The organism is Microbacterium sp. LWH12-1.2 (genome assembly GCF_040675825.1).
GTDB lineage: Bacteria > Actinomycetota > Actinomycetes > Actinomycetales > Microbacteriaceae > Microbacterium.
In genome coordinates, this window is the sequence record NZ_JBEGIJ010000001.1 from 1,580,437 (window position 1) to 1,604,093 (window position 23,657).

21 protein-coding genes are annotated in these 23,657 nt (G+C 68.3%); 9 read left to right on the forward strand and 12 right to left on the reverse strand.

The window, feature by feature from the left end; genetic code table 11:
- Nucleotides 1-40 precede the first annotated feature (40 nt).
- Genes rdgB through murI form a run of 3 tightly spaced genes read right to left on the reverse strand, consistent with a single transcriptional unit; the run spans nucleotide 41 to nucleotide 2,229 of the window.
- On the reverse strand, nucleotides 41-634 hold the full coding sequence (gene rdgB, locus MRBLWH12_RS07650) for an RdgB/HAM1 family non-canonical purine NTP pyrophosphatase (protein ID WP_363547815.1): 594 nt from the start codon (nucleotides 632-634) through the stop codon (nucleotides 41-43).
- Nucleotides 634-1,368 carry a ribonuclease PH gene (gene rph, locus MRBLWH12_RS07655; protein WP_341974185.1) on the reverse strand — a complete coding sequence of 245 codons (735 nt, stop codon included), beginning with the start codon at nucleotides 1,366-1,368 and terminating at the stop codon, nucleotides 634-636. Before rph ends, rdgB begins: the two co-directional genes overlap by 1 nt.
- Before the next feature lie 9 nt (nucleotides 1,369-1,377).
- Nucleotides 1,378-2,229, reverse strand: a complete 852-nt coding sequence (murI, locus tag MRBLWH12_RS07660; RefSeq protein WP_363547818.1) for a glutamate racemase — start codon at nucleotides 2,227-2,229, stop codon at nucleotides 1,378-1,380.
- A gap of 60 nt (nucleotides 2,230-2,289) precedes the next feature.
- Between murI and MRBLWH12_RS07665 the strand changes: the two genes are divergently transcribed.
- Nucleotides 2,290-3,615 carry a nicotinate phosphoribosyltransferase gene (locus MRBLWH12_RS07665; protein ID WP_363547821.1) on the forward strand — a complete coding sequence of 442 codons (1,326 nt, stop codon included), beginning with the start codon at nucleotides 2,290-2,292 and terminating at the stop codon, nucleotides 3,613-3,615.
- Nucleotides 3,616-3,622: 7 nt separating this feature from the next.
- On the opposite strand, the gene MRBLWH12_RS07670 is transcribed toward MRBLWH12_RS07665, so the two are convergent.
- From MRBLWH12_RS07670 to MRBLWH12_RS07680, 3 genes are read right to left on the reverse strand one after another with little or no spacing between them, the layout of a single operon-like run.
- Nucleotides 3,623-3,889 (reverse strand): DUF3039 domain-containing protein, encoded by a 267-nt coding sequence (locus tag MRBLWH12_RS07670; RefSeq protein WP_341974182.1) that lies wholly within the window; start codon nucleotides 3,887-3,889, stop codon nucleotides 3,623-3,625.
- A gap of 41 nt (nucleotides 3,890-3,930) precedes the next feature.
- Nucleotides 3,931-5,496 carry a hypothetical protein gene (locus tag MRBLWH12_RS07675; protein WP_363547825.1) on the reverse strand — a complete coding sequence of 522 codons (1,566 nt, stop codon included), beginning with the start codon at nucleotides 5,494-5,496 and terminating at the stop codon, nucleotides 3,931-3,933.
- Nucleotides 5,472-7,238: an ABC transporter ATP-binding protein gene (locus MRBLWH12_RS07680; protein WP_363547828.1), complete on the reverse strand. Its 1,767-nt coding sequence runs from the start codon at nucleotides 7,236-7,238 to the stop codon at nucleotides 5,472-5,474. Before MRBLWH12_RS07680 ends, MRBLWH12_RS07675 begins: the two co-directional genes overlap by 25 nt.
- A 242-nt stretch (nucleotides 7,239-7,480) precedes the next feature.
- Here MRBLWH12_RS07680 and MRBLWH12_RS07685 point away from each other — a divergent pair, with 242 nt between their 5' ends.
- The 4 genes from MRBLWH12_RS07685 (at nucleotide 7,481) to MRBLWH12_RS07700 (ending at nucleotide 11,155) form a co-directional block, all read left to right on the forward strand.
- Nucleotides 7,481-8,173 (forward strand): phosphocholine cytidylyltransferase family protein, encoded by a 693-nt coding sequence (locus tag MRBLWH12_RS07685; protein WP_341974179.1) that lies wholly within the window; start codon nucleotides 7,481-7,483, stop codon nucleotides 8,171-8,173.
- A 106-nt stretch (nucleotides 8,174-8,279) separates the two neighbouring features.
- Nucleotides 8,280-9,251, forward strand: a complete 972-nt coding sequence (locus MRBLWH12_RS07690; RefSeq protein ID WP_363547831.1) for a hypothetical protein — start codon at nucleotides 8,280-8,282, stop codon at nucleotides 9,249-9,251.
- 75 nt (nucleotides 9,252-9,326) lie between these two features.
- On the forward strand, nucleotides 9,327-10,916 hold the full coding sequence (locus MRBLWH12_RS07695; RefSeq protein WP_407358015.1) for an acyl-CoA carboxylase subunit beta: 1,590 nt from the start codon (nucleotides 9,327-9,329) through the stop codon (nucleotides 10,914-10,916).
- Nucleotides 10,913-11,155 (forward strand): acyl-CoA carboxylase subunit epsilon, encoded by a 243-nt coding sequence (locus MRBLWH12_RS07700; protein ID WP_363547834.1) that lies wholly within the window; start codon nucleotides 10,913-10,915, stop codon nucleotides 11,153-11,155. The genes MRBLWH12_RS07695 and MRBLWH12_RS07700 overlap by 4 nt, the downstream gene beginning before the upstream one ends.
- A 232-nt stretch (nucleotides 11,156-11,387) precedes the next feature.
- Here the strand turns inward: MRBLWH12_RS07700 and MRBLWH12_RS07705 are convergent, their stop codons facing one another.
- The 5 genes from MRBLWH12_RS07705 to MRBLWH12_RS07725 all read right to left on the reverse strand — a co-directional run bounded on the left by MRBLWH12_RS07705 (nucleotide 11,388) and on the right by MRBLWH12_RS07725 (nucleotide 17,023).
- A complete protein-coding gene (locus tag MRBLWH12_RS07705; protein WP_363551324.1) occupies nucleotides 11,388-12,587 on the reverse strand; it encodes an ROK family transcriptional regulator in 1,200 nt (399 codons plus the stop codon).
- A gap of 271 nt (nucleotides 12,588-12,858) precedes the next feature.
- Nucleotides 12,859-13,869 (reverse strand): hypothetical protein, encoded by a 1,011-nt coding sequence (locus tag MRBLWH12_RS07710; protein WP_363547837.1) that lies wholly within the window; start codon nucleotides 13,867-13,869, stop codon nucleotides 12,859-12,861.
- On the reverse strand, nucleotides 13,866-15,101 hold the full coding sequence (locus MRBLWH12_RS07715) for an ATP-binding protein (protein WP_363547840.1): 1,236 nt from the start codon (nucleotides 15,099-15,101) through the stop codon (nucleotides 13,866-13,868). Before MRBLWH12_RS07715 ends, MRBLWH12_RS07710 begins: the two co-directional genes overlap by 4 nt.
- Entirely contained in the window at nucleotides 15,091-15,753 is a 663-nt protein-coding gene (locus MRBLWH12_RS07720; RefSeq protein WP_341974172.1) for a response regulator transcription factor, read from the reverse strand. Before MRBLWH12_RS07720 ends, MRBLWH12_RS07715 begins: the two co-directional genes overlap by 11 nt.
- Nucleotides 15,754-15,784: 31 nt before the next feature.
- Entirely contained in the window at nucleotides 15,785-17,023 is a 1,239-nt protein-coding gene (locus tag MRBLWH12_RS07725; RefSeq protein WP_363547844.1) for a class I SAM-dependent RNA methyltransferase, read from the reverse strand.
- Between the two features lie 23 nt (nucleotides 17,024-17,046).
- Here MRBLWH12_RS07725 and MRBLWH12_RS07730 point away from each other — a divergent pair, with 23 nt between their 5' ends.
- Both MRBLWH12_RS07730 and MRBLWH12_RS07735 read left to right on the forward strand, forming a co-directional pair.
- Nucleotides 17,047-17,721, forward strand: a complete 675-nt coding sequence (locus MRBLWH12_RS07730; RefSeq protein ID WP_363547847.1) for a Maf family protein — start codon at nucleotides 17,047-17,049, stop codon at nucleotides 17,719-17,721.
- A 78-nt stretch (nucleotides 17,722-17,799) separates the two neighbouring features.
- Nucleotides 17,800-19,566: an acetyl/propionyl/methylcrotonyl-CoA carboxylase subunit alpha gene (locus tag MRBLWH12_RS07735; protein ID WP_341974170.1), complete on the forward strand. Its 1,767-nt coding sequence runs from the start codon at nucleotides 17,800-17,802 to the stop codon at nucleotides 19,564-19,566.
- A 46-nt stretch (nucleotides 19,567-19,612) separates the two neighbouring features.
- On the opposite strand, the gene MRBLWH12_RS07740 is transcribed toward MRBLWH12_RS07735, so the two are convergent.
- Complete coding sequence (locus MRBLWH12_RS07740; RefSeq protein ID WP_341974169.1) at nucleotides 19,613-21,052, reverse strand: NAD(P)H-quinone dehydrogenase; 1,440 nt, start codon at nucleotides 21,050-21,052, stop codon at nucleotides 19,613-19,615.
- Between the two features lie 57 nt (nucleotides 21,053-21,109).
- Here MRBLWH12_RS07740 and MRBLWH12_RS07745 point away from each other — a divergent pair, with 57 nt between their 5' ends.
- The gene (locus tag MRBLWH12_RS07745; RefSeq protein ID WP_363547852.1) at nucleotides 21,110-21,943 is read left to right on the forward strand and encodes a purine-nucleoside phosphorylase; all 834 of its coding nucleotides are present in this window, start codon (nucleotides 21,110-21,112) and stop codon (nucleotides 21,941-21,943) included.
- Entirely contained in the window at nucleotides 21,940-23,610 is a 1,671-nt protein-coding gene (locus MRBLWH12_RS07750) for a phospho-sugar mutase (protein WP_363547854.1), read from the forward strand. Before MRBLWH12_RS07745 ends, MRBLWH12_RS07750 begins: the two co-directional genes overlap by 4 nt.
- The last annotated feature ends 47 nt before the right edge of the window (nucleotides 23,611-23,657 follow it).

The window sequence follows — 23,657 nt, forward strand, 5'->3', positions numbered from 1 at the left end:
CACTTTAACCACTACAAATGCACCACGTCAACCGTAGTGGTTAAAGTGAGGCGAGGAGGGGGATCAGATCTGCGAACGCGCGGGCCCGATGGGATTGCGCCTGCTTCTCATCCGCTGTGAACTCGGCCACCGTGCGCACGGCGCCGTCCGGCTGCGCATCGGGGATGAAGATCGGGTCGTACCCGAAGCCACCGACGCCGGCCGGCGAGTGCGCGAGGCGGCCGGGCCAGCTGCCGACCACGACGTGCTCGGTGCCGCCAGGGGTGACGAGAGCGATCGTGGAGATGAACTGCGCAGCACGATGCTCGTCGGCGATGTCCCGAAGCTGGTCCAGGAGCAGCGCGAGATTTGCGGCAGCATCCTTCTGCTGCCCGGCCCAGTACGCGGAGAACACGCCGGGAGACCCACCGAGCACGTCGACGCAGATCCCTGAGTCGTCTGCGAGCGCCGGTAATCCGGTGTGCGCCGACGCAGCACGGGCCTTGAGCAGGGCGTTCTCCTCGAACGTCACGCCGTCCTCGACCGGCTCGGGGCCGTCGTACCCGACGATCTCCAGATCGGGCCGGGTCTGCGCCACGATCTGCTGGAACTCGGCGACCTTGTGCGGATTGTGCGTCGCGAGGACGACCTTCATCAGGCGCTCAGCGCGGTGATCTGACGCTCGCGCAGGTCGGCGCAGCCGGCGACGCCGAGTTCGAGAAGCGCATCGAGCTCGCGCTTGTCGAAGGGCGCGCCCTCGGCGGTTCCCTGCACCTCGACGAAGAGCCCGCGACCGGTGACGACCACGTTCATGTCGGTCTCTGCGCGGACGTCCTCGACATATGCCAGATCGAGCATGGGTGCACCGTCGATGATCCCGACCGACACGGCGGCGACGGAGTCGATGAGAGGCGTCGAGTTCTTGCCGATGAACTTCTTCTCCCGACCCCACTCGATGGCGTCGGCGAGCGCGACGTACGCTCCCGTGATCGCGGCCGTGCGCGTGCCGCCGTCAGCCTGCAGCACGTCGCAGTCGATGACGATCGTGTTCTCGCCGAGCGCCTTCGTGTCGACGACCGCGCGCAACGCGCGTCCGATCAGGCGAGAGATCTCGTGCGTGCGCCCGCCGATGCGGCCCTTGACGCTCTCCCGGTCGTTGCGACTGTTCGTCGCGCGCGGCAGCATCGAGTACTCCGCCGTGACCCAGCCCTTGCCCTTACCGTTCAGCCAGCGCGGAACACCGTTGGTGAAGGACGCCGTGCAGAGCACCTTGGTGCCCCCGAAGCTGATCAGCGCCGAACCCTCGGCGTGGGCGCTCCAGCCCCGTTCGATCGTGATCTCGCGGAGCTGGTCGATGGAGCGGCCGTCGGCGCGGACGATGTCAGTCATGGGTTTCCTTCAGTGTTGTGGTGAGCGGGCCTGCTCGGCGGCGGATGCGGGAAGTGTGATGACGCCGGTCTGCACCAGCTGCACATCGCGCACCTCGTGGCCCATCAGGCGATTGGCGAGGGCGGTGAACTCGGATGCGGAGTCACCGGTCGCCTCGTAGACGTAGCGTGCCGTCGCATCGGGCGACGCCAACAGGTCTCCGCGCACGAGTTGACGGTAGACGTCGCCGGCGGTCTCGTCGTCACTGGAGACGAGGGTCACGCCCTCCCCCATGACGTAGCCGATCGCACCGCGCAGGAACGGGTAGTGGGTGCATCCGAGGACGAGGGTGTCGACGCCCGCCTCGCGCAGCGGCGCGAGGTACTCCTCGGCCGTCGCAAGCACCTCCGGGGTGCCGGTGATGCCCGCTTCGACGAACTCGACGAAACGCGGGCACGCCGCGGTGAACACTTCGAGGGTCTCGTTCACCTCGAGCATGTCCTGGTACGCGCGGGAGCCGATCGTGCCGACCGTGCCGATCACGCCGACCCGTCCGTTGCGGGTCGTGGAGACCGCGCGGCGCACCGCCGGACCGATCACTTCCACCACCGGCACGTCATACCGCTCGCGCGCATCGCGCAGCATCGCGGCGGATGCGGTGTTGCAGGCGATCACGAGCATCTTCACGCCCTGGTCGACGAGCGTGTCGAGCACCTCCAGCGAATACCGCCGCACGTCGGCGATCGGCTTCGGGCCATAGGGCGAATGAGCGGTGTCACCGATGTACACGAACGATTCACGGGGCAACTGGGCGTGGATCGCGCGAGCCACCGTGAGCCCGCCGACACCGGAGTCGAAGATTCCGATCGGCGCGTCGTTCATGACTCACCAGCCTACCCGCGCACGCGGCGCGAGCGCGTCATCGCTCACTAAGCTGAGCGGATGACCTCGTCGACGGCGCTGCTCACCGACCGCTACGAACTCACCATGCTCGCCGCCGCTCTGCGCGACGGCACGGCATCACGCCCGTGCGTGTTCGAGTTGTTCTCGCGCCGACTGTCCGGCGGTCGCCGTTTCGGCGTGCTGGCCGGCACCGGACGCCTGCTCTCCCTGCTGCGCGACTTCCGGTTCGGCGACGACGAGCTCCGCTATCTTCGCGACGGCCAGGTGGTGGATGCCGACACTCTGCGCCACCTCGAGGATTACCGATTCAGCGGGTCGATCAGCGGCTACCGCGAAGGCGAGCTCTATTTCCCCGGCTCCCCTGTGCTCACCGTCGAGGGCACCTTCGCCGACGCCGTCGTGCTGGAGACGCTCGCTCTCAGCGTGCTGAACCACGACTCCGCCGTCGCGACCGCCGCATCCCGGATGAGCATCGCCGCCGGCGAACGACCCCTGGCGGAGATGGGATCGCGCCGTGCCGCCGAGGAGTCCGCGGTCGCTGCCGCGCGCGCCGCCCACATCGCCGGCTTCGGTGCGACGAGCAACCTCGAGGCGGGTCGCCGGTGGGGCATCCCGACCATGGGCACGGCGGCGCACTCGTGGACGCTGCTGCACGACACCGAGGAAGACGCCTTCCGCTCCCAGATCGCGAGCCTCGGCACGGACACCACCCTGCTCGTGGACACCTACGACATCCGCGCCGGGGTGGAGACGGCGATCCGTGTCGCCGGCACCGGTCTCGGCGGCGTCCGCATCGACTCCGGCGACCTCCCGATCGTCGCCGGCGAAGTGCGAGCCCACCTCGACGAGCTGGGTGCGGTGAACACCCGGATCACGGTCACGAGCGACCTCGACGAGTATGCGATCGCGGCCCTCGCGGCATCGCCTGTGGACGCTTACGGGGTCGGCACCTCGGTGGTCACCGGATCCGGCTACCCGACGGCGGGGATGGTCTACAAGCTCGTCGCGAGGCAGGATGCCGCTGGCGCCTGGATCGGCGTCGCTAAGGCTTCAACCGACAAGGGATCCCGCGGCGGACGCAAAGCCGCATTCCGCACGCTCGCGGATGGTGTGGCCGTCGCCGAGACGGTGGCCGTATCCGACGGGTTCGAAGAGCTGGACGCCGCGTCCGAGCATCCGGACGGCCGCGCTCTTCAGGTTCCGCTCGTCGTCGCCGGCGAGATCGACGCGGCGTTCGAGGGCGCTGCCGGCACGGCGTCCGCCCGTGCCCATCACCTGCGCGTACGCGAGGAGCTTCCGGTGCGTGCGCTCGCGCTCAGCAAGTCGGACCCGGCGATCCCCACAGTCTTCGTCGACGCGAGCTGAACCCAGCTCAGCCCATCATCGACTCGTAGATCTCCTTGCAGGTGGGGCAGATCGGGAACTTCTCCGGATCACGACCCGGCGTCCACTTCTTACCGCAGAGTGCGCGTACCGGCTTGCCCGAGAGCGCGGACTCGAGGATCTTGTCCTTCTTCACGTAATGCGAGAAACGCTCATGGTCGCCCGGTTCGAGATTCTCCTCGCGGAGGAGCTCTTCCAGTTCGCGATCAAGCGTTGCCACGCCGCCCTGATCGGGGCTGTCCAGCGGAGTACTCATCCCGTGAGTCTAGCCGCGTTGCCGCCGCCACGGGCGGTGTCTCACGCCGTCTCGACGAACTCCATGAGGCGCGTGCCGCTGCGTTCGAAGATCCGACCGCCGATGGCCACACCGATGATCAGCGTGCCGACGCCGGTCGCGATTCCGGCCCACAGGGCTGCAGGTCCGTACTCGTCACCTTCGACGATCGTCCGCGCGAAAAGCCAGATCGTCGGGATGCTGACGATGAGCGCACCGAGGAACGCCGCGGCCGGTCCGTAGGTCCCGCGGGATCCGGGCCGCTGAGGCTGCTGGAAGGGACTGTCGCCGGGTCGTGAGACTGCGTACGGAGCGACCACCGAGACGACGCTGGACACTCCCAGCGCCGACAGCAGCAGGCTCGCGGCCACTCCCGTCAGGGGCAGCAGCAGGCGCCAGTCCTCGGTCAGGAGGAGCGTGAGCGGCACGGCGACGGCGAGCACCGGGATGGCCACGAGCACGATCGGCACCAGGCGACCCAGGCGATCGGGGACGCCGCGCACGCCGCTCGCGACATGAGTCCAGAGGGCGGTGGAGTCGTAGGCGACATCATTGTGCGGCAGCCACCCGAAGAAGAGTGCCATGACCGGGACCGGCACGAGGGCGGCGATCTCGAGAGGCACTCCGGCGACCAGCAGCGGCAGCACCGTGAGGGCGCCGGCGACCGGGACGACGATGATGTTCATGATGTAGCGGCGGTCTCGGAGCCAGTACACCAGGCTCCGAGCGGCGATGGCACCGAAGGCGTTCGACGGCAGCAGGCCGAACCAGCCGAGACCGGTGCGCTCTCGCGCCGCAACTGGGCGTTCGGTGGTCGTGAGCAGCCGTCGGACGAGCCAGGACCATACCGCCAGCAGCAGCACCGCGGTGACGACGGCGATGATCCCGCTGATCCAGGCACCCGCCGTGTCGTCCGTTGCGATGTCGAACAGGAAGCCGAACGGGGCCGCGAGAGGTGTGACCCCGAGGGTGGCGGTGACGGCCGCGACCGGACCGGGCACGTGCCCGTCCCACTTGAGCGACGCGAGGAACACGGCGACCGGGAAAGCGACCACCACGATGACCAGGACGAACAGGGCTGTCAGCTCGCGGGAGCGACGCTCCGGAAGCAGCAGCGCGTTCACCGCCATGCCGATGCGCGCGACGAGCAGTGTGCAGATCAGCCCGAGGATGCTCATGAGCACCGCGAGCGGCCAGGGAGCCCCCAGCCGGATGGCGACGACGCACACGCTCATGTCGACGGCGAGCAGCGCGAGGCTCGGGATGCTGATGACCGCTGCGAGGACGAGGATCCACGGCATCCGGCGCTCATCCACGCCGAAGACGGCGAACCGTCGAGGATCGAGTTGATCGACGGCGCCCGTGAGGATCGGGCCGATCAGGAAGCCGAGAAGCAGCGCAGCGCCGCCGAGCATGATCACGGTGCGGGCCACGGCGACCGGCGCGGTGGCGAGGCTGAGGACGGCGAAGCACACCACGGCCGTCGCGGCGACGACAGCCACCAACGCCGTGAGCGTGCGCGCCCGACGCTCACCGCGGAGCGATCCGATGAGCAGAGCGACTCTCAGTCGGAGAACGTGTGCAACCACTCGAGCCCCTCCACCTCGCCGATTCCGCCGGACAGTTCGACGAAACGGGCTTCGAGTGTCTGACCGGCGCGCACCTCTTCGACGGTGCCTTCCGCGAGCACCTCACCGCCGACGATGATCGCCACACGCGAGCAGACGCGTTCGACGAGATCCATGCCGTGACTGGAGAGGACCACAGTGCCACCATGCGCGACGTAGGCGCGGAGGATGTCGAGGATCACCGCGGACGAGACCGGATCGACGGCCTCGAAAGGCTCGTCGAGCACCAGCACGCGCGGCGAATGGATGAGCGCACCGGCGAGCATGATCTTCTTCGTCATACCGGCCGAGTAGTCCGAGACCACACGACTGAGGGCCTCGGTGAGATCGAACGCACGTGCCAGGTCGCCGGCCCGCTTCTCGATGACATCGGATGAGAGCCCGCGCAGCAGTCCGTAGTAGTAGAGGAGCTGCCGACCGGTGAGGCGGTCGAAAGTGCGCAGGCGATCGGGCAGCACGCCCAGCATCTTCTTGGCTGCGAGCGGCTTGGCCGCTTGGTCGATGCCGCAGATGACGACGCTGCCTTCATCGGCGCGCAGGAGTCCGGCGACGATCGACAGCGTCGTCGTCTTCCCCGCGCCGTTCGGGCCGACGATGCCGTAGAACGAACCGGCGGGGATGGTGAGGTCGATGCCGTTGACCGCACGGCTGTCGCCGAAGCTCTTCACCAGACCGCGGATGCGGATGGCCTCGGTCGAGGATGCCGCGGGATTGCTGTTCTTCCCGGGTGCGGGCGCCGGGTCTTCGCGGGCGGCGGGTGCATCGGCGACCCGCACGTCGGCGGGGGCGACGGGCTCGTCGACCGCGAGAGTCGTCTCGGCGACCGGTTCGCCGACGATCGTCGCCGCGTCGGGCTCGTCGACGAGAGCCTCCGCGCCGGGCTCGTCGACGAGAGCCTCCGCGTCGGGCTCATCGATGAGAGCCTCCGCGACGGGCTCGTCAATGAGAGTCTCATCACCGGGCTCATCGATGAGAGTCTCATCGACTGCCGGGTGCTCGATGGCCACTTCGTCCGCATTCGGCTCCGCCACGGCGACCTCTTCCACGGCCAGTTCTTCCCGGAACAGCTCTTCGATCGGCGCCTCTGCAATCGGCGTCGCCGCCGCGAGTTCCCCGTCGCGCAGGTCCTCCGCGGCCGATTCCTCGTGGGCTGCCTTCTCCGCGGCCGCCTTTTCAGCGGCCGCCTTTTCAGCAGCCGCCGTCTCCGCAGCCGCTTTCTCGGCGGCTGCCTTATCCGCGGCTGCCTTCTCGGCCGCTGCAGCCTTCGTCGCCGCCGCCTTGGCCGCGGCCGCCTTCGCCGCCGTGGTCTTCGCGGAAGCAGAACGCGCTGCTGTGGTCTTCGCCGTCGTCTTTGCGGCGGCCGAGCGTTCTGCTGCTCTCCGCGCCGCCGCCGTCTTCGCGGCGTTGGTCTTTGCGGCCGTGGCCTTCGCCGACTTCGACGCCGCGGCTCGGGCCGCTGCCGTCTGCGCCGCGATGTTCGTCGCGGCATCCGCGCTGCTCGTCGCCGGGATCTTCGCGATCGGCTCGGCGACGACCTCTGCGGTGGGCGCAGCCTTCTCGGCCGCGGCCTTGGCCGGTGTGCGCCGGGCGGGCGTGCGCTGGGCAGACCCCTTTGCCGTACTCGTGCGCGTCACCGGCGTCTTCTTGGCTGCGGGCGCGGCGTCGTCCACTTTCTCGATGCGGTCATCCCCGGTAGCAGTCACTGTTCTAAGGTATCAACGGGTGCAGACTTGTCACGGACACTGCGCAACAATTCAGCCGATGGATAGGCGGAAGACCGCGCGCTCGTCGAGCCTGAGTGTTCGGTGTGTACTCGATCACGAAATGGCAACAGGGGCCTTCCGGCCCCTGGCTTCCCAGGCTCGCTCGCTAGCATGACTCTCGGCACGAAGAAGTGTCTGGCCGATGAACCGGCCGTGAACACACCTTCATTTTAGGAGCACTCGTGACTCTTCAGACCGTCATTCTCGCCGCAGGCATGGGCTCACGCCTCGGTCGCGCCCTGCCGAAGCCGCTCACCGAACTGAGCGACGGCCGCACGATCATGCGCCAGCAGCACGACAACATCCGCGCCGCCTTCGGCACCGACGCACGCATCACCGCAGTCGTCGGCTACCGCGCAGAGACCATCATCGAGGCGTTCCCGAGCGTCAACTACGTCCACAACGAGCGCTACGACGAGACCAACACGTCGAAGAGCCTGCTGCGCGCCCTTGCGGCGACCGGCAAGAGCGGCGTGCTCTGGATGAACGGCGACGTGGTCTTCGACCCGATGATCCTCGGCCGCGCGGTCGAGTTCATCGAGCGCGAGCAGTCGTTCGTCACGGTCAACACCGCGAAGGTCAGCGATGAAGAGGTGAAGTACACGGTCACGGCCGAGGGCTTCATCAAGGAGCTGTCGAAGACCGTCAAGGGCGGCCTCGGTGAGGCTGTCGGCATCAACTACATCTCGGCAGCGAACAAGAAGGCGTTCATGCGCCAGCTGCAGCGCGTCGAGGATCAGGACTACTTCGAACGGGGCCTCGAACTCGCGATCGCCGAGGACGGCCTGCTCCTCGAGCCGATGGACGTGTCCGACCTTTACGCCGTCGAGGTCGACTTCGCCGAAGACCTCGAGCGGGCGAACCTCTTCGTCTGACTCTCTCCGTCCTTCGCGCGTCGTAGGGCTCGTCACGCCGGGAGCCGCATCCATTCACGGATGCGGCTCCCGGCGTTTTCGCGGCATCTCTTCCTAGGATCGAGTCATGGCGCGCAAGGTGCACAAGATCCATTCCCTCCCTGACGATGCCGCGTGGGACAAGGGCATCCCTCCGGCGGGTTCGCCCGAGCATCCGTTCATGGTGCGCGGGCTCGACAGAGTGCTGTCGATTCAGCGCCCTCTGGTGCTGGCGCACATCCGAAGCATCCGTCTGCGGCACCCCCAGGCGACCCCCACCGAGATCGTGCGGATCCTCGAGCGCCGCTACCTCGCCGCCGTGACGACCGGCGGCGCTGCGGTCGGCGCGACGGCCGTCGTTCCGGGAATCGGCACCGGCATCACCCTCGCGCTGTCGGGTGTCGAGACCGTCGGGTTCGTCGAGTCGACAGCGCTGTTCGCCCAGTCGGTCGCCGAGGTGCACGGCATCGCGCTCGAGAACCCCGACCGCGCTCGCGCCCTGGTGATGACGCTCATGCTGGGCAAGGAGGGCGTGGACCTGGTCGGTCAGCTCACCCGGCAGGTGGCAGGAAAGGGCGTCGGGCGTTCCGCCTATTGGGGCGAACTGGTGACCAAGTCGCTCCCCCGCGCGGCCGTCGGTCCGCTGGTGGATCGGCTGAAGACCATGTTCATCCATCAGTTCGCGGCGCGCGGGGGTGCATCGTTCATCGGCAAGGCATTGCCGTTCGGGGTCGGAGCCGTGATCGGCGGGGCGGGGAACAACATCCTCGGCCGCCGAGTCCTCACGACTTCTCGGCGCGCGTTCGGCATCGCGCCCGCAATTCTCCCTCGTGAGCTCGAACCGGTCGCCGGTGCCGAGAAGCTGGAGCTGCGGATGCTGCACGGTGCGCGCTTCGCCGGGAACGCCGTCGCGGGGGCCGCAGGAACGGCGATACGCGGCGTCGGGTGGGCAGGCCGGAAGGTCGGCGAGCTGACCGTCCACCGCGGTCGCGGTGCGGACGCCGGGGATGACGATCCGGACACCGTAGTCCTCGAGCCCGGAAGCCCGGAGAAGCAGTAGATCACCAAAGGATCCCCCCACCCGTTGTGGCGAGCATCCAACGTCACCGCCCGCCCCGACGCTAGTGTGGAATCCGTGACGGACAAGCCCGACCTCTTTACCACCGCCGGCAAGATCGCGGACCTCCGCGCTCGCTATACCGAGGCCGTCGTCGACGCCGAGGAGAAGGCGAAGGAGAAGCAGCACGCCAAAGGCAAGATGACCGCTCGCGAGCGCATCGAGCTGCTCGTCGACCCCGGCAGCTTCGTGGAGTTCGACGAGTACGTGCGCCACCGCACCACGGCGTTCGGCATGGACCGCTCCCGCCCGTACGGCGATTCCGTCGTCACCGGCGTCGGCACCATCCACGGTCGCACCGTGGCCGTGTACTCGCAGGACTTCTCGACCTTCGGCGGGTCCCTGGGCGAGGTCGCCGGCGAGAAGATCATCAAGATCATGGAGTTCGCCCTTGCCGGGGGGATGCCGTGCATCGGCATCCTCGACTCCGGTGGCGCGCGCATTCAGGAGGGCGTCGTCGCCCTCGGCAAGTACGGCGAGATCTTCCGCTTGAACACTCGCGCATCCGGCGTCATCCCGCAGATCTCCATCATCATGGGGCCGGCGGCCGGCGGCGCGGTGTACTCCCCCGCCCTCACCGACTTCGTCATCATGGTCGACAAGACGAGTCAGATGTTCGTCACCGGCCCGGACGTCATCAAGACCGTCACCGGCGAGGACGTCGGGATGGAGGAGCTGGGCGGTGCGTACACGCACAACACCCGCTCCGGCGTCGCGCACTACCTCGCGGAAGACGAGGACGACGCGATCGACTACGCGCGCACGCTGCTCAGCTTCCTGCCCGACAACAACATGGCGGAGCTGCCCACCTACGAGAGCGCCTTCGAGTTCGAGACGACGGATGCCGATCGTTCGCTGAACACTCTCATTCCGGACTCCGCGAATCAGCCCTACGACATCAAGGTCGTCATCTCGCACGTGGTCGACGACGGCGACTTCATCGAGGTGCAGCCGCTCTTCGCCCCGAACATCGTGATCGGCTTCGGCCGGGTCGAGGGCCGCTCGGTCGGAATCATCGCCAACCAGCCCTCGCAGATGGCCGGAACCCTGAACATCCAGGCCGGCGAGAAGGCCAGCCGCTTCGTCCGCTTCTGCGACGCGTTCTCGATCCCGATCGTCACCCTGGTCGATGTGCCCGGCTACCTTCCCGGCACCGACCAGGAGTGGGAAGGCGTCATCCGCCGAGGCGCGAAACTGCTCTACGCCTATGCCGAGGCCACCGTGCCGCTGGTCACCGTCATTCTCCGCAAGGCCTATGGCGGCGCCTACATCGTGATGGGCTCCAAGCAGCTCGGCGCCGATGTGAACCTGGCGTGGCCGACCGCCGAGATCGCGGTGATGGGCGGCCAGGGCGCCGTCAACATCCTTTACCGCGGTGAGATCAAGAAGGCCGAGGAGGCCGGTGAGGATGTCGCCGCCGTGCGCACGCGCCTCGCCAACGAATACACATACGACGTCGCATCGCCGTTCCTCGCCGCCGAACGCGGCGAGCTCGACGGCATCATCGAGCCGGCCAACACCCGTGTCTCGATCGCCAAGGCGCTCCGCGCCCTCCGCGGCAAGCGGGCCGAGCTGCCTCCGAAAAAGCACGGGAACATTCCGCTGTGACCGCGCAGACGCCACCGGCCGATTCGTCGGGCGAGCAGACGCCGTCGGTCGAGATCATCCGCGGCACCGCCTCCGAGGAAGAACTCGCCGCTCTCGTCGCGGTGATCAGCGACGCCTACGCGGGTGAGGCTGAGACTGCTGTCGCCGAAGAACCGCATGTCTCCGCGTGGACGCGCACTCAGCGCTCACTGCGCACGCCGCTTCGACGCGATATTCCGTGGGGCCGCTACTCGGGCTGATCGCTGCACGGGGTGATCGGTGATCCGTGAGCCCCCAGCTCACGGATCACACGGACCACTGTCGCCCGCAAGTCGGGCGACAGCTTCGGGAGCCCCAGGCTCCCGCCGGACTCGACCCCCATCGGTGCCCGGCTCTCCCTCCAGAGAAGCTACAAAAATACTACATCGATTAGACATAACCCTGTCAAGGGTTTTCTCGAAGACGCCGGGCGTGCTCGCGAGACGTCGCCGCTCACTCCTCCAGCAGGAGGTCCGAGGCGCGGGGCGTCAGGACCGAATCGAGCACGACGCATGCAGCTCCCACAGCCCCGACGTCGTCGCCGACGATGGTGCCGGCGACCGGGAGGGATCGAATGGCGCGCGTCGCGCTGCGTCGCTCGAGCTGCACCGGAAGCTCACGCAGATACACCTCTGAGAGCCGCGCCCAGAACGGACCGCCCAGAACGACCCGGTCGACGTCGAGCACGTTGGTCAGGGCGGCGATGAGGACCGACAGCCGCCGCGCCGCTTCGCGCAGCACGTGGACAGCGGTGACGTCACCAGCGGCGGCTCGCTCGCACAGCTGCGTGAACCGCTCGTCCAGCGTCTCCACGTCGGTCCCTTCCCGGTCGTCCCGGAAGACACCGGCGCGTTCGGCCTGCTCCACGATCGCCTGCGGGGTGCAGACCACCTCGACGCAGCCCCGCGCACCACAGGAACACGACGGACCCTCGGTGTCGACGATGATGTGCCCGATCTCGCCGAAGTTCCGGGAGCTCCCGCCCACGACCTCGCCGCTTCGCACCAGTGCGGCTCCGATACCGGTGCCGAGATAGACGAACACGAACGAGTCGTCCGCGGGCCCGTGCCCGGTCCACAGCTCTCCGACTGCAGCCGCGGTCGTGTCCTTCTCCAGCATGACAGGGAGGCCGGTTGCCTCTTCGAGGACGCTCCGCAGCGGAACACGGTGCCAGCCCAGCAGCTTCGGCGGATCGATCACCGTCCCCATCTCCGCATCCAGCGGTCCGGGAGCGGCGATCCCGACGCCGGCGACCAGCGCTCTGTCGATCCCCGCTTCCTGGATCAGTTCGTCGATGATCCGCGCCATCGCGTCGACGATGCTGCGCGGGTCCTTGTCCGGCGTGCGCTTCGTCATCCTGCCGACCACCCGACCGGTGAGATCCAAGAGCACGAAGGTCATCACGGCCGGATCGAGGTGCACCCCGACCGAGAAGTGGCTCTCCGCGTTCAGGCGCAGCGTGATCCTCGGCTTGCCAGGGCCGTTGATGATCCGACCAGCCTCGGCGATGAGACCGTCTTCGATCAGCCGCCGAGTGATGTTGGTGACCGTCTGCGCCGACAGCCCCGTCGCGTCCGCGAGTTCGATCCGGCTGAGCCCCTCGCCGGAACGACGTATCGCTTCGAGGATGACCGATTGATTGAAGTCGCCCATCCTCGGGAGATTCGTGCCGCGTCGCGTGCCCATCGTCCAATCTTCCCCCATCGGGTACGGATCCGTATCTCCGAATCGGCGTCGGCGATTTGTCCCCCGAAATACCTACAGACAAGTACTCGACAATCGCGCAGACTTGACGAGACGCTTCGCGTTCGGCTGGTCTCTTTGTCCCAGGGTAGACAGACGCTGATCGGCCACCAGCGGACAGTTTTCGGGTAACTGACCGCACGGCGAGGGGTAGGCGGAATCCGCCACCCCTCGCCACTTCTTATTCCGGTGCGTTCTCGCGCGGGATCTCGTGCCACAGGTCGACGAGGTCGTCATCGTTCGAACCGGCAGATCCTGCCCGTCCGACGATCGTGACCGCGGTGCGCGGATCACGAGCGGCCCTGATGATCAGACGACCGGCGCTCGCACTGGCCAGGACGCCGGCGAGCTCGTCTCTGATCTGAGCGCGACGATTCTCGCCGATGTCGTCGAGCCCGCCCTCGTCGAACACGGTCACCACGACACCACGACGCCGCACCTCGGAGATCGCATCCCTGACCGCGTCGTTGAGGAGATCGGCTCCGCGCAGTTCGTCGCGCAGGCGGCCCTCGGCCAGCCGCGCCTCCATGCGCTCGCCCTCCGTGAGCACACCACGAGAAGCGACGGCTCGGCTGAGTACGGGACCAGCGACCGCCAAGGCGAACTGCGTTCGCACCCGCCGCTCGCGCTGGCGCACCTCCTGCGTCGCATGCCACGCCGACACGGCCTGCTGGATGTCAGCAAGTCGCTCCGTGTCGCGCACGGCACGATCCCAGAACATCACCAGCAATCGAGCGATCACTGTCCACATGATCGAGCCGACCAGCCCGAGATTGAGCGCGACGATGAGGCCGAGATGGGTCGCCGACGACACGATGAGGGCCAGCAGGATCAACCATCCGAACAGGAAGCGTCGACGCACGATGCAGACGACCCCCAGGACCCCCAGTCCGCCGATGTACCACGTCGCGAACGGCGCCGTGTACGACGTCGGGTCAAGCGACAGCGTGACCAGAGTCGGGATGAGCAGACTGGCGCCCAGAGCGAAGATCGCCGACCACAACGGCATTCTCACGCTCGCCGCAGACTCCCCCAGAATCGCGATGTTCACGACGAGGAGATACAGCGCGATCGCCGCGACCATCAGGAGCGGGGCGGTCGGCTGTTCGATCCACCACACCCCTCTGGCTGCGAAGTACATGGCGAAGCCGACGGCGAGAGACGTCGCGACGCTGCGCACGGTCCAGTTCACGTCCGCTCCCAGCCGAGCACCACGGTCGTCCCCTGCGGAGTCGAGTCGATCGTGGCCGTGCCTGCGACGCCCGCCATCCTGGCGAAGATGGAGGCCCGGATGCCGAGCCGATCCTCGGCGATCGCATCGACGTCGAATCCGGGACCCGCGTCGCTGATCGTGACGGTGATGCCCTCGTTGCCGCGGCCCTCGGCCACGATGTGCAGCCCCCGACCCTTGGCATGCGCAACAGCGTTGCCGATCGATTGACGCGCGGCGAGCACGAGCGCACGTGCGACCCGCCCCGGGATCAGCCCGATCCCGCCGCGCTCCTCGACGACGGCATCCGCTCCCTGTTCGGAGAGCGCCCTGCGCAACTCGATGACGATCTGCGCGGTCGCCACCGGCTCGTCACTGCCCTCTTGTGCCACGGCGGCCTCGGTGTTGGCGAGTCTGGTGAGCGCCTCGCGAGCCATGCCGACGGCAAGATCGCGGGCTCGCTCCCCTTCGGAGCGCTCCGCGGCGATCAGCGCGGCCAGCACGCTGTCGTGCATGAGCGCCGCCATCGCGACGCGCTCCTCTTCAGCAGCGGCCGCAGCCGCCGCTGCGGCATAGGACGACACCGCACGGCCGCGCGCGTCATCGACTCCGGCGGCGACCGAGCGGAACATCCATCCGAGCGAGATGATCACGATGCCGAGGATCAGCGTGAAGGAGAAATCGAAGGCGGTCTTCACCCAGAACTCGCTGGAGAACCCGCCCTGCACAAGACGGACGTAGCCGTAGACGACGGGCACGCCGATCGCCCACGTGAGCTGCAACCAGAGCGGGAACGCCAGCATCGCTGCGACCACTCCGACATTCACCAGGAAGAAGATCCACGGTTGTTCGCCCGCGCCCTTCGCAGCGGGATCGACGACCAACGGCCAGGCCGCGAGTGCCGCGACGTAGGCGATCGCGAACGAACCGGACGCGATGCGCACACCCCGCCCGAACACGCAGGCGAGGAGCATCAGCATCAGCGGGACGAAGACCACCAGGAGCATGATGACGCGCGGGGCGTCGACACGCGAGATCGTGCTGATCGCTGAGATCAGCGCCTGCGCCCCGAGCACGGCGGAGCCGATCGCCACCACGATCGCGAGGATGCGCTCCATGCGCTTGCCGGTGAAACGCTCGAACTCCGCCTCCGCAGCGCCAGGAGACGGAATCTGGTTCCACGCCTCGCGGATGCTCAGCGTGTCAGCTGACATGCGGCGACCTGTCGGCCGGCAGGATCCCGTCCTCGACGGCGCGCCGCACCAGGTCGAGCTTGGTCGGCGCCGGGCGTCCCACCACGACGTACTTCACTCGAATCCGGGAGAGGTTCTCCTTCGCCGTCGAATAGGCGACGCCCAGCCGCTCGGCCACGGCTTTCAGCGGCAGCCCGGTCGCGTAGAGGCGCAGCACGTCGCGCTCCCGACGGGAGAGTTGCGCGTCGGCGAAGTCGCGGTCGCCGTCGACTGCGCTCGCCCACTCGACGTTGTTCAGCGCCTCGCCGTTGGCGACGGTGCGGATCGCATCGAGCACATCATCCAGCGGGGAGGACTTGCTGACAATGCCGACCGCGCCCGCCGCCAGCGCCTCGCGCACCGCGTCCGGGCGGTCGGCCACACTGTGGATGACGACGCTCGCTCCGTCGGCGACCAGAGCTGTCACGTTCTCGGTGACGGTCGTGCCATCGCCGAGCGTGAGATCGAGGGCGACCACGTCCGCCGGCGCGGAGCCGGTGGCTCCTCGCCAGTCCAGGTACGCGCGCACGGAACTGCCGGAGAAGACCACGGTCTGGCCTCCATCACGTGAGCACGCCGCCTCGAGTCCGAGACGAACGGACTCGTGATCATCGATCAGTGCGACCCTGCTCATGCGTTCAGCCTATTCCAGCGCTGACGCCTCGTCAGCGCGTGAGGAGTGCAACGACCTCGAAATGGTGCGAATGAGGGAAGAGATCGTACGCGCGCATCTCGCTCACCTGCCATCCGTGCCCGCGGAACGTCCCGAGATCGCGTGCGAGCGCGACCGGGTCGCAGGCGACGTAGGCGATGGCCGTCGGGGCGAGGGCGTTCACGGCGTCAACAACAGCTCGGCCAGCGCCGGCCCGCGGCGGATCGAGCACGACGGCACCGGCGGAAGTCCCCTCGGGCAGGGTGTCGAGGTACCGCTCGACTCGTGCGGTCACAGCTGTGACGTCCAGGGGCTCGAGGTTCTCCCGAGCCTGCATGGTCGCACGGCGGCTGGATTCCACGGTCACGATGTCCGTGGCGCCGAGGTCTGCGAGCGTCGCAGCGAAGAGTCCGACGCCGCCGTACAGGTCGAAGTGCGTGGCGGAGGGGTCGACCCGTCCGGCGAGGAGCTCACGCACTGCGCCGTCGAGCACGGGGGCCGCCTGCGAGTGCACCTGCCAGAACCCGCCGGCGTCGACCTGGAAGCTCCGTCCGCCGACGCGCTCGCGCACGATCTCCGGAGCCGCCCGCTTGTCGCTGCCCCGGGGTGGGCGCCGGCCGGTGTCGACCTTGCGGATCACGCGGACCTGGCCGTCCGCCGGCTCCACGAGGTCGATCCGACCGAACTTCGCATCGCGCAGGTCAAGGGCTGCGGCGGCCACGACGGGTCGCGCGAGCGGATACGAGGTCACCGGGATGACCCGGTGACTGCGCGCGGCGTACGGCCCGACGCGTCCCGCATCGTCGACGTGCAACGTCATCCTGGTGCGCCATCCGGTCCCGTCACCAGCGTCGACGGCTTCCACCTCTGGCGCTTCCAGACCGGAACCTGCGAACTTCTCGAGCGCCTCGCTGAGCACCTGACGCTTCAGGGTGCGCTGGTGCGCCAGTTCAATGTGCCCCAGGTCCGCGCCACCAGGACGATCGGCGGGGTCCCGAGAGACATCTGCCTCTGCCCAGACGTGCGGGCGTCGGTGCGGGGATGCCTCAAGCACCTCGACCGTCTCCGCACGCCAGAAGCTCCGCTTGTCCTCGCCCCCCTCCTTGGGGTCGAGCAGGCGCGCGCGCACCCGCTCGCCCGGGATCGCGTCGGAGACGAACACCACGCGGCCTTCGTGGCGGGCGATGAACGTGCCGCCGTGTGCGATGCCGGTGATATCGAGGTCGAGCAGGCCGGCTGAGGGAGAAGTCATTATTCGAGGATACGGTGGAGAACATGCGCGTCTGCCTGGCATCCACCTCCCCTGCCCGACTCATGCTGCTGCGTCAGGCCGGGATCGAGCCGCTGACACTCGCCCCGGAGGTCGACGAGGATGCCGTTGCCGCCGTCGCGGCCGCTGAGCGCGGCGCCGAGCTTCCCCCCGGGGAGCTGGTTCTCCTGCTCGCGCGGGCGAAGGCGGCCGATGTCGCGAACCGCATCACAACGCTGGATCCGGCGTTCGACGGCATCGTGATCGGCGGCGACTCGATGTTCGAGCTCGGCGGCCGCGTCTACGGCAAGCCGTACACGCCGGAGGACGCGACTCGGCGCTGGCAGGAGATGCGCGGCGCGACCGGCGTCCTGCACTCCGGACACTCCGTGTTCCGCATCTCGCCGGGAGCCGGACACCGTGAAGCGACGGCGGTCGCCGATGCCGCGGTCACCTTCGCCGACGACATCGGCGACGAGGAGATCGCCGCCTACGTCGCCTCCGGCGAGCCGCTGCACGTGGCCGGCGCGTTCACGGTGGACAGCCTCGGCGGAGCGTTCATCACGCGGGTGGACGGGGACCCCTCGACCGTGGTCGGCATGTCGCTGTCGACGGTGCGCCTCCTCGCCGCCGAACTGGGCGTCGTGTGGACCGACCTGTGGTCTGCACGACCGGCTCAAGGACCGGAATCGGACTCGTAGACTCTCCTCCACGTTCTCGCCCCTTTCTTGTGGAGAGTCGTCAAAACGATCGCGTCCGTTCTCGCTAGGCTGGCAACCATGCCTGCTATCGCCAAGGTGCTCGTCGCCAACCGCGGCGAGATCGCCGTACGCATCATCCGCGCAGCCCGTGATTCCGGGATCGCCTCCGTCGCCGTCTACGCCGACCAGGACCGGGATGCACTGCACACCCGACTGGCCGACGAGGCATATGCCCTGGGCGGCGCGACGAGTGCCGAGACCTACCTGCAGATCGACAAGATCCTCTCGATCGCGCGTCGCGCCGGCGCCGATGCCGTGCACCCCGGCTACGGCTTCCTCGCCGAGAACGCCGAATTCGCGCGGGCGGTCATCGCCGCCGGCATGATCTGGATCGGCCCCTCTCCCGACGCGATCGAGTCGCTCGGCGACAAGGTCACCGCACGGCATGTCGCCGAGAAGGTCGGAGCCCCCCTCGCACCGGGCACCCCCGGCCCCGTCGAATCGGCCGACGAGGTCATCGCGTTCGCGAAGGAGTTCGGCCTGCCGATCGCGATCAAAGCTGCCTACGGCGGCGGCGGCCGCGGCCTGAAGGTCGCCCGCGAACTCGACGAGGTGGCTGAGATGTTCGACTCGGCGACGCGTGAGGCGATCACCGCATTCGGGCGCGGCGAGTGCTTCGTGGAGAAGTATCTCGACAAACCGCGCCACGTCGAGACCCAGTGCCTGGCGGATGCCGAAGGCAACGTCGTCGTCATCTCGACGCGCGACTGCTCGCTGCAGCGCCGCCACCAGAAGCTCGTCGAGGAGGCGCCGGCGCCGTTCCTCACCGAGGAGCAGAACAGCCAGCTGTACGCGGCGTCCAAGGCCATCCTCAAGGAGGTCGGCTACGTCGGCGCCGGCACCTGTGAGTTCCTGATCGGTGCGGACGGCACCGTCTCGTTCCTCGAGGTGAACACCCGACTCCAGGTCGAGCACCCGGTCTCCGAAGAGGTCACCGGCATCGATCTGGTGCGCGAGCAGTTCCGCATCGCGAGCGGCGGCACCATCGATTACGACGACCCGACGCCGGTCGGGCACTCGATCGAGTTCCGTATCAACGGCGAGGACCCCGGTCGAGGCTTCCTCCCCCAGCCCGGACCGATCCACGTCTTCAAGACGTTCGGCGGCCCCGGCATCCGCCTCGACTCCGGCGTCACCGCCGGAGACTCCGTGTCGGGTGCGTTCGATTCGCTGCTCGCCAAGATCATCGTCACCGGAAAGGACCGGGAGGAAGCGCTGGAGCGTGCCCGCCGCGCCCTCGACGAGTTCGAGGTCGCGGGCCTTCCCACGGTGCTCCCGTTCCACCGCAAGGTCGTCCGCGATCCCGCCTTCACCGCGGAAGACGGCCGCTTCGGCATCTTCACCCGCTGGATCGAGACCGAGTTCGTGAACGACATCCCCGCGTGGGACGGCGAACTGGAGGCACCGTCCACCGGCCCCGGTCGTCACACCGTCGTCGTCGAGGTCGCCGGCAAGCGCCTCGAGGTGAGTCTGCCCGATCGGGTCGCCGCGGCCGCGGGCACCGCCGGGCGTCCGGCTGCCGTACCGCCGTCGCGCCGCAGCCACGCGACGACCGTGAACGCCGGTGCCGCCGGCGATGCGGTCAAGTCGCCGATGCAGGCCACCGTCGTCAAGATCGCCGTCGAAGAGGGCCAGCAGGTCGTCAAGGGCGACCTGGTGGTCGTGCTCGAGGCGATGAAGATGGAGCAGCCGCTGCAGGCGCACAAGGACGGCACCATCGGCACCATCAACGCCGAGGCCGGCACGACGGTCGCCGCGGGGCACCAGCTTCTGACCATCAGCTGACATACGCGAAAGGCGCCCCACTTCGGTGGGGCGCCTTTCGCATGCTTCAACTGATGTTGACCAGGTGCATCGCCCTGGTGGCGTCCGTGATGCTCCCGGACAGCGAAGGGTACGCCGCGAACACGCGCGAGACCTGATCGACGTTGAGACGCCTTTCGACGGCCAACGCGATCGGGTAGATCAGCTCTGAGGCCTTCGGCGCCACGATCACGCCGCCGATCACGGTGCCCGATCCCTTCCGCGCGATGATCTTGACGAAGCCGTCCTTGATACCCATCATCTTGGCCCGCGGGTTCGCCGCCAACGGCAGCTTGTAGACGATGCCGTCCGCTGCGCCGTCCTCGACGTCCTTCTCCGAGAATCCGACCGTCGCGATCTCAGGGGCGGTGAAGATGTTCGACGTGATCTTGCGCAGCTCGAGCGGAATGACGATGTCGCCGAGCGCGTGGAACACTGCTGTGCGCCCCTGCATCGCGGCCACCGAGGCCAGCGGGAAGAAGTTCGTGCAGTCACCGACCGAGTAGACGTTCGGCACCGAGGTCCGCGCGACACGGTTGACCCGCACGTGGCCGGACTCGTCCAATTCGACGCCCGCCTCCTCGAGGCCGATCCCCGCCGTGTTCGGAATCGATCCGACCGCCATCAGGCAGTGGCTGCCCTCGACGGTGCGCCCATCGGACAGCGTCACGAGCACGCCCGTCGCGGTGGTCTCGACGCTGTCCGCACGAGATTTCGAGAGAACCTGCATCCCGCCGCGCTTGAAGACCTTCTCGAGCACGCGCGCAGCATCCTGGTCCTCACCGGGGAGAACCTGGTCGCGACTGGAGATCAGGGTGACCTTCGCGCCGAGGTTCATGTACGCGGACGCGAACTCGGCGCCGGTGACACCGGAGCCGACCACGATGAGGTGCTCGGGAAGCGCCTTCATGTCGTAGAGCTGCGTCCAGGTGAGGATGCGCTTGCCGTCGGGCTTGGCCGAGTCGAGCTCGCGCGGCGATGCGCCGACGGAGATCACGAGGGTGTCGGCCTCGACGCGATCGAAGTCCGTGCCGCCGGGGCCGGTCGAGACGACGAGCGCGTTCGGACCCTCCAGTCGTCCGTGGCCGGAGAGGATACGGACACCCGCCTCGAGCAGCGTGTTGCGCATATCCTCCGACTGCTGTCCGGCCAGAGCCAGGAGACGCTTGTTCACCGCCGCCAGGTTGATGGCGATCTCGGGCTTGAGGGGCTTCCCGTTCTCGCCCTTCGCGAAGAACTGCACGCCCAGGTCGGTCGCCTCGGAGATCGCGACGGCCGCATCGGCCGTGGCGATCAGGCTCTTGGACGGCACGACGTCGGTCAGCACTGCGGATCCGCCGACGCCGACACGCTCCACCAGGGTCACCTCGGCTCCGAGCTGCGCGGCTGCAAGAGCCGCCTCGTAACCGCCGGGACCGCCGCCGAGGACGGCGACGCGCTGAGTGCGCTCGAATGTGGTGGAAGACATGATCTCTATTCTTCCGCAATCCTGGCCCGCAAGCCCGCAGGTTCCTAGAGTGGATCCATGCCCGAAACACACAGCAACCCTCTCGACGACCCGAACGCGAACCCCTTCGAGGTCGCGGCCCTCGCCGCAGCCGACATCGCGCGGCTGAGCGGCGTCGAGAAGCACGACATCGCCCTCACGCTCGGCAGTGGCTGGGGCAAAGCAGCCGACATCATCGGCGAGACCATCGCGACGATCCCGGCGACCGAGGTCACCGGGTTCTCGAAGCCGGCCCTGGAAGGTCATGTCGGCACCCTGCGCAGCATCCGCACCCCCGACGGCAAGAACGTCCTCGTGATCGGCGCGCGCACGCACTACTACGAGAGCCACGGCGTGCGCCGGGTCGTGCACAGTGTGCGCACGGCCGCCGCGACGGGTGCTCGGATCATGGTGCTGACCAACGGCGCCGGCGGCATCCGCGAGACCTGGAAGCCCGGCCAGCCCGTCCTGATCAGCGACCACATCAATCTCACGGCCGATTCGCCGCTCGAGGGTGCGACCTTCATCGACCTCACCGACCTGTATTCGAAGCGCCTGCGCGATATCGCCCACACCGTTGATCCGTCGCTCGATGAGGGCGTGTACTGCCAGTTCCGCGGGCCGCACTACGAGACGCCGGCCGAAGTGCAGATGGCGAAGGCGATCGGCGGCGACATCGTCGGCATGTCGACGGCGCTCGAGGCGATCGCGGCCCGTGAGGCCGGGATGGAGATCCTCGGGTTCTCGCTCATCACGAACCTCGCGGCCGGCATCCAGCAGTCGCCGCTCAGCCATGCCGAGGTGATCGAGGCAGGGCGCGAGGCCGAACCGGTGATCTCGGCCCTCCTGGCCCGCGTCGTGGAGGCCCTGTGAACGAGCAGCGCATCGACGAGGCGCGCGCCTGGCTGCGCCAGGATCCCGACCACGAGACCCGTGACGAACTCGCCGCGCTCATCACGCGGGCGGCCGGCGGCGACGACATCGCCGCCGCCGACCTCGATGACCGCTTCAGCACCCGCCTCGCCTTCGGCACGGCTGGGCTCCGCGGTGAGCTGGGCGCCGGCAGCAACCGGATGAACCGCGTGCTCGTCGCACAGGCCGCCGCCGGATTCGCCGCGTATCTCCGCGACCGCGCGCACGGCGGCACGCCGACCGTCGTGATCGGATACGACGGCCGGCGCAACTCGCGGATCTTCGCCGCGGACTCCGCCGAACTGTTCGCCGGTGCCGGGCTCCGTGCGATCCTGCTGCCGCGGCTGCTGCCCACCCCCGTGCTCGCGTTCGCCGTGCGCCACCTCGGTGCGGATGCCGGCGTGATGGTCACAGCGAGCCACAACCCGCCGAACGACAACGGGTACAAGGTCTATCTCGGCGGCGCGGACAACGGCTCGCAGATCGTCGCCCCCGCCGATGCCGATATCGCTGCGGCCATCCAGCGAGTCGCGGATGCCGGTGATGTGGGCGCACTCCCCCGTTCGACCGGGTACGAGACGGCCTCCGAGGACATCGTCGACGCGTACATCGCCGCGACCTCCGCCGTGGCCCCGGCACCCGCCGGGGCGGCCGGGATGTCGTGGGTGTACACAGCGCTGCACGGCGTGGGCTGGGAGACCTTCTCGCGGATCCTCGCACAGGCCGGATACCCGCAGCCCGCCATCGTGGACGAACAGCTGTCGCCGGACGCGACCTTCCGCACGGTCTCCTTCCCGAACCCGGAAGAACCCGGGGCTATGGATCTGGCGTTCGCCACGGCGCGTCGGGTGAACGCGGACTTCATTCTCGCGAACGACCCGGATGCGGATCGTCTGGCCGTCGCGATTCCGGACGAGTCCGCAGACGGCGGCTGGCGCCGCCTCACCGGCAATGAGGTCGGCCTGCTGCTCGGCGCCCGCGCCGCGCGGGCCGCCGCCGGGATGCCCGGCGCCGCGTTGGCGTGCTCTCTGGTCTCCTCCCCTGGTCTCGCGGCCGTCGCCGCCCACCATGGCCTCGACTTCCACGAGACGCTCACCGGCTTCAAGTGGATCTCCCGCGCACCGGGCCTGGTCTTCGGCTTCGAGGAAGCCCTCGGCTACCTCGTGAACCCGGAGACGGTGCGCGATAAGGACGGCATCTCCGCCGCGATCGCGATCCTCGGACTCGCGGCCGAAGCCCGCGAGCGCGGCGCGACGCTGGCGACCCTGGTCGCCGAACTCGGAGACACCTACGGCCATTTCGCGAGCGGTCAGGTCTCGGTGCGGGTCGACGACCTCTCGGTCATCTCGAACGTCATGCTGTCGCTGCGGACGCTGCCGCCGACGCACATCGGCGCGCACGCGATCGCGTCGGCCGAGGATCTGCTGCAAGCGGGCCCCGGCGAGGCGTCCGGTGACGTACTGCGCTACCGGATGTCCGACGGGTCGCGGGTCATCGTGCGTCCGAGTGGCACCGAACCGAAGCTCAAGGTGTACCTCGACACCCGCGGGGAATCCGCCGCGCAGGCGTCGAGTGCTGTCGCCGACCTCGAGGCCGGCGTTCGCATCCTGCTGGAGGAGCGCTCCTAGCATCATGCTGGGCCGGCACGTGATCAACGGCGAGCACAGCGTCGTGC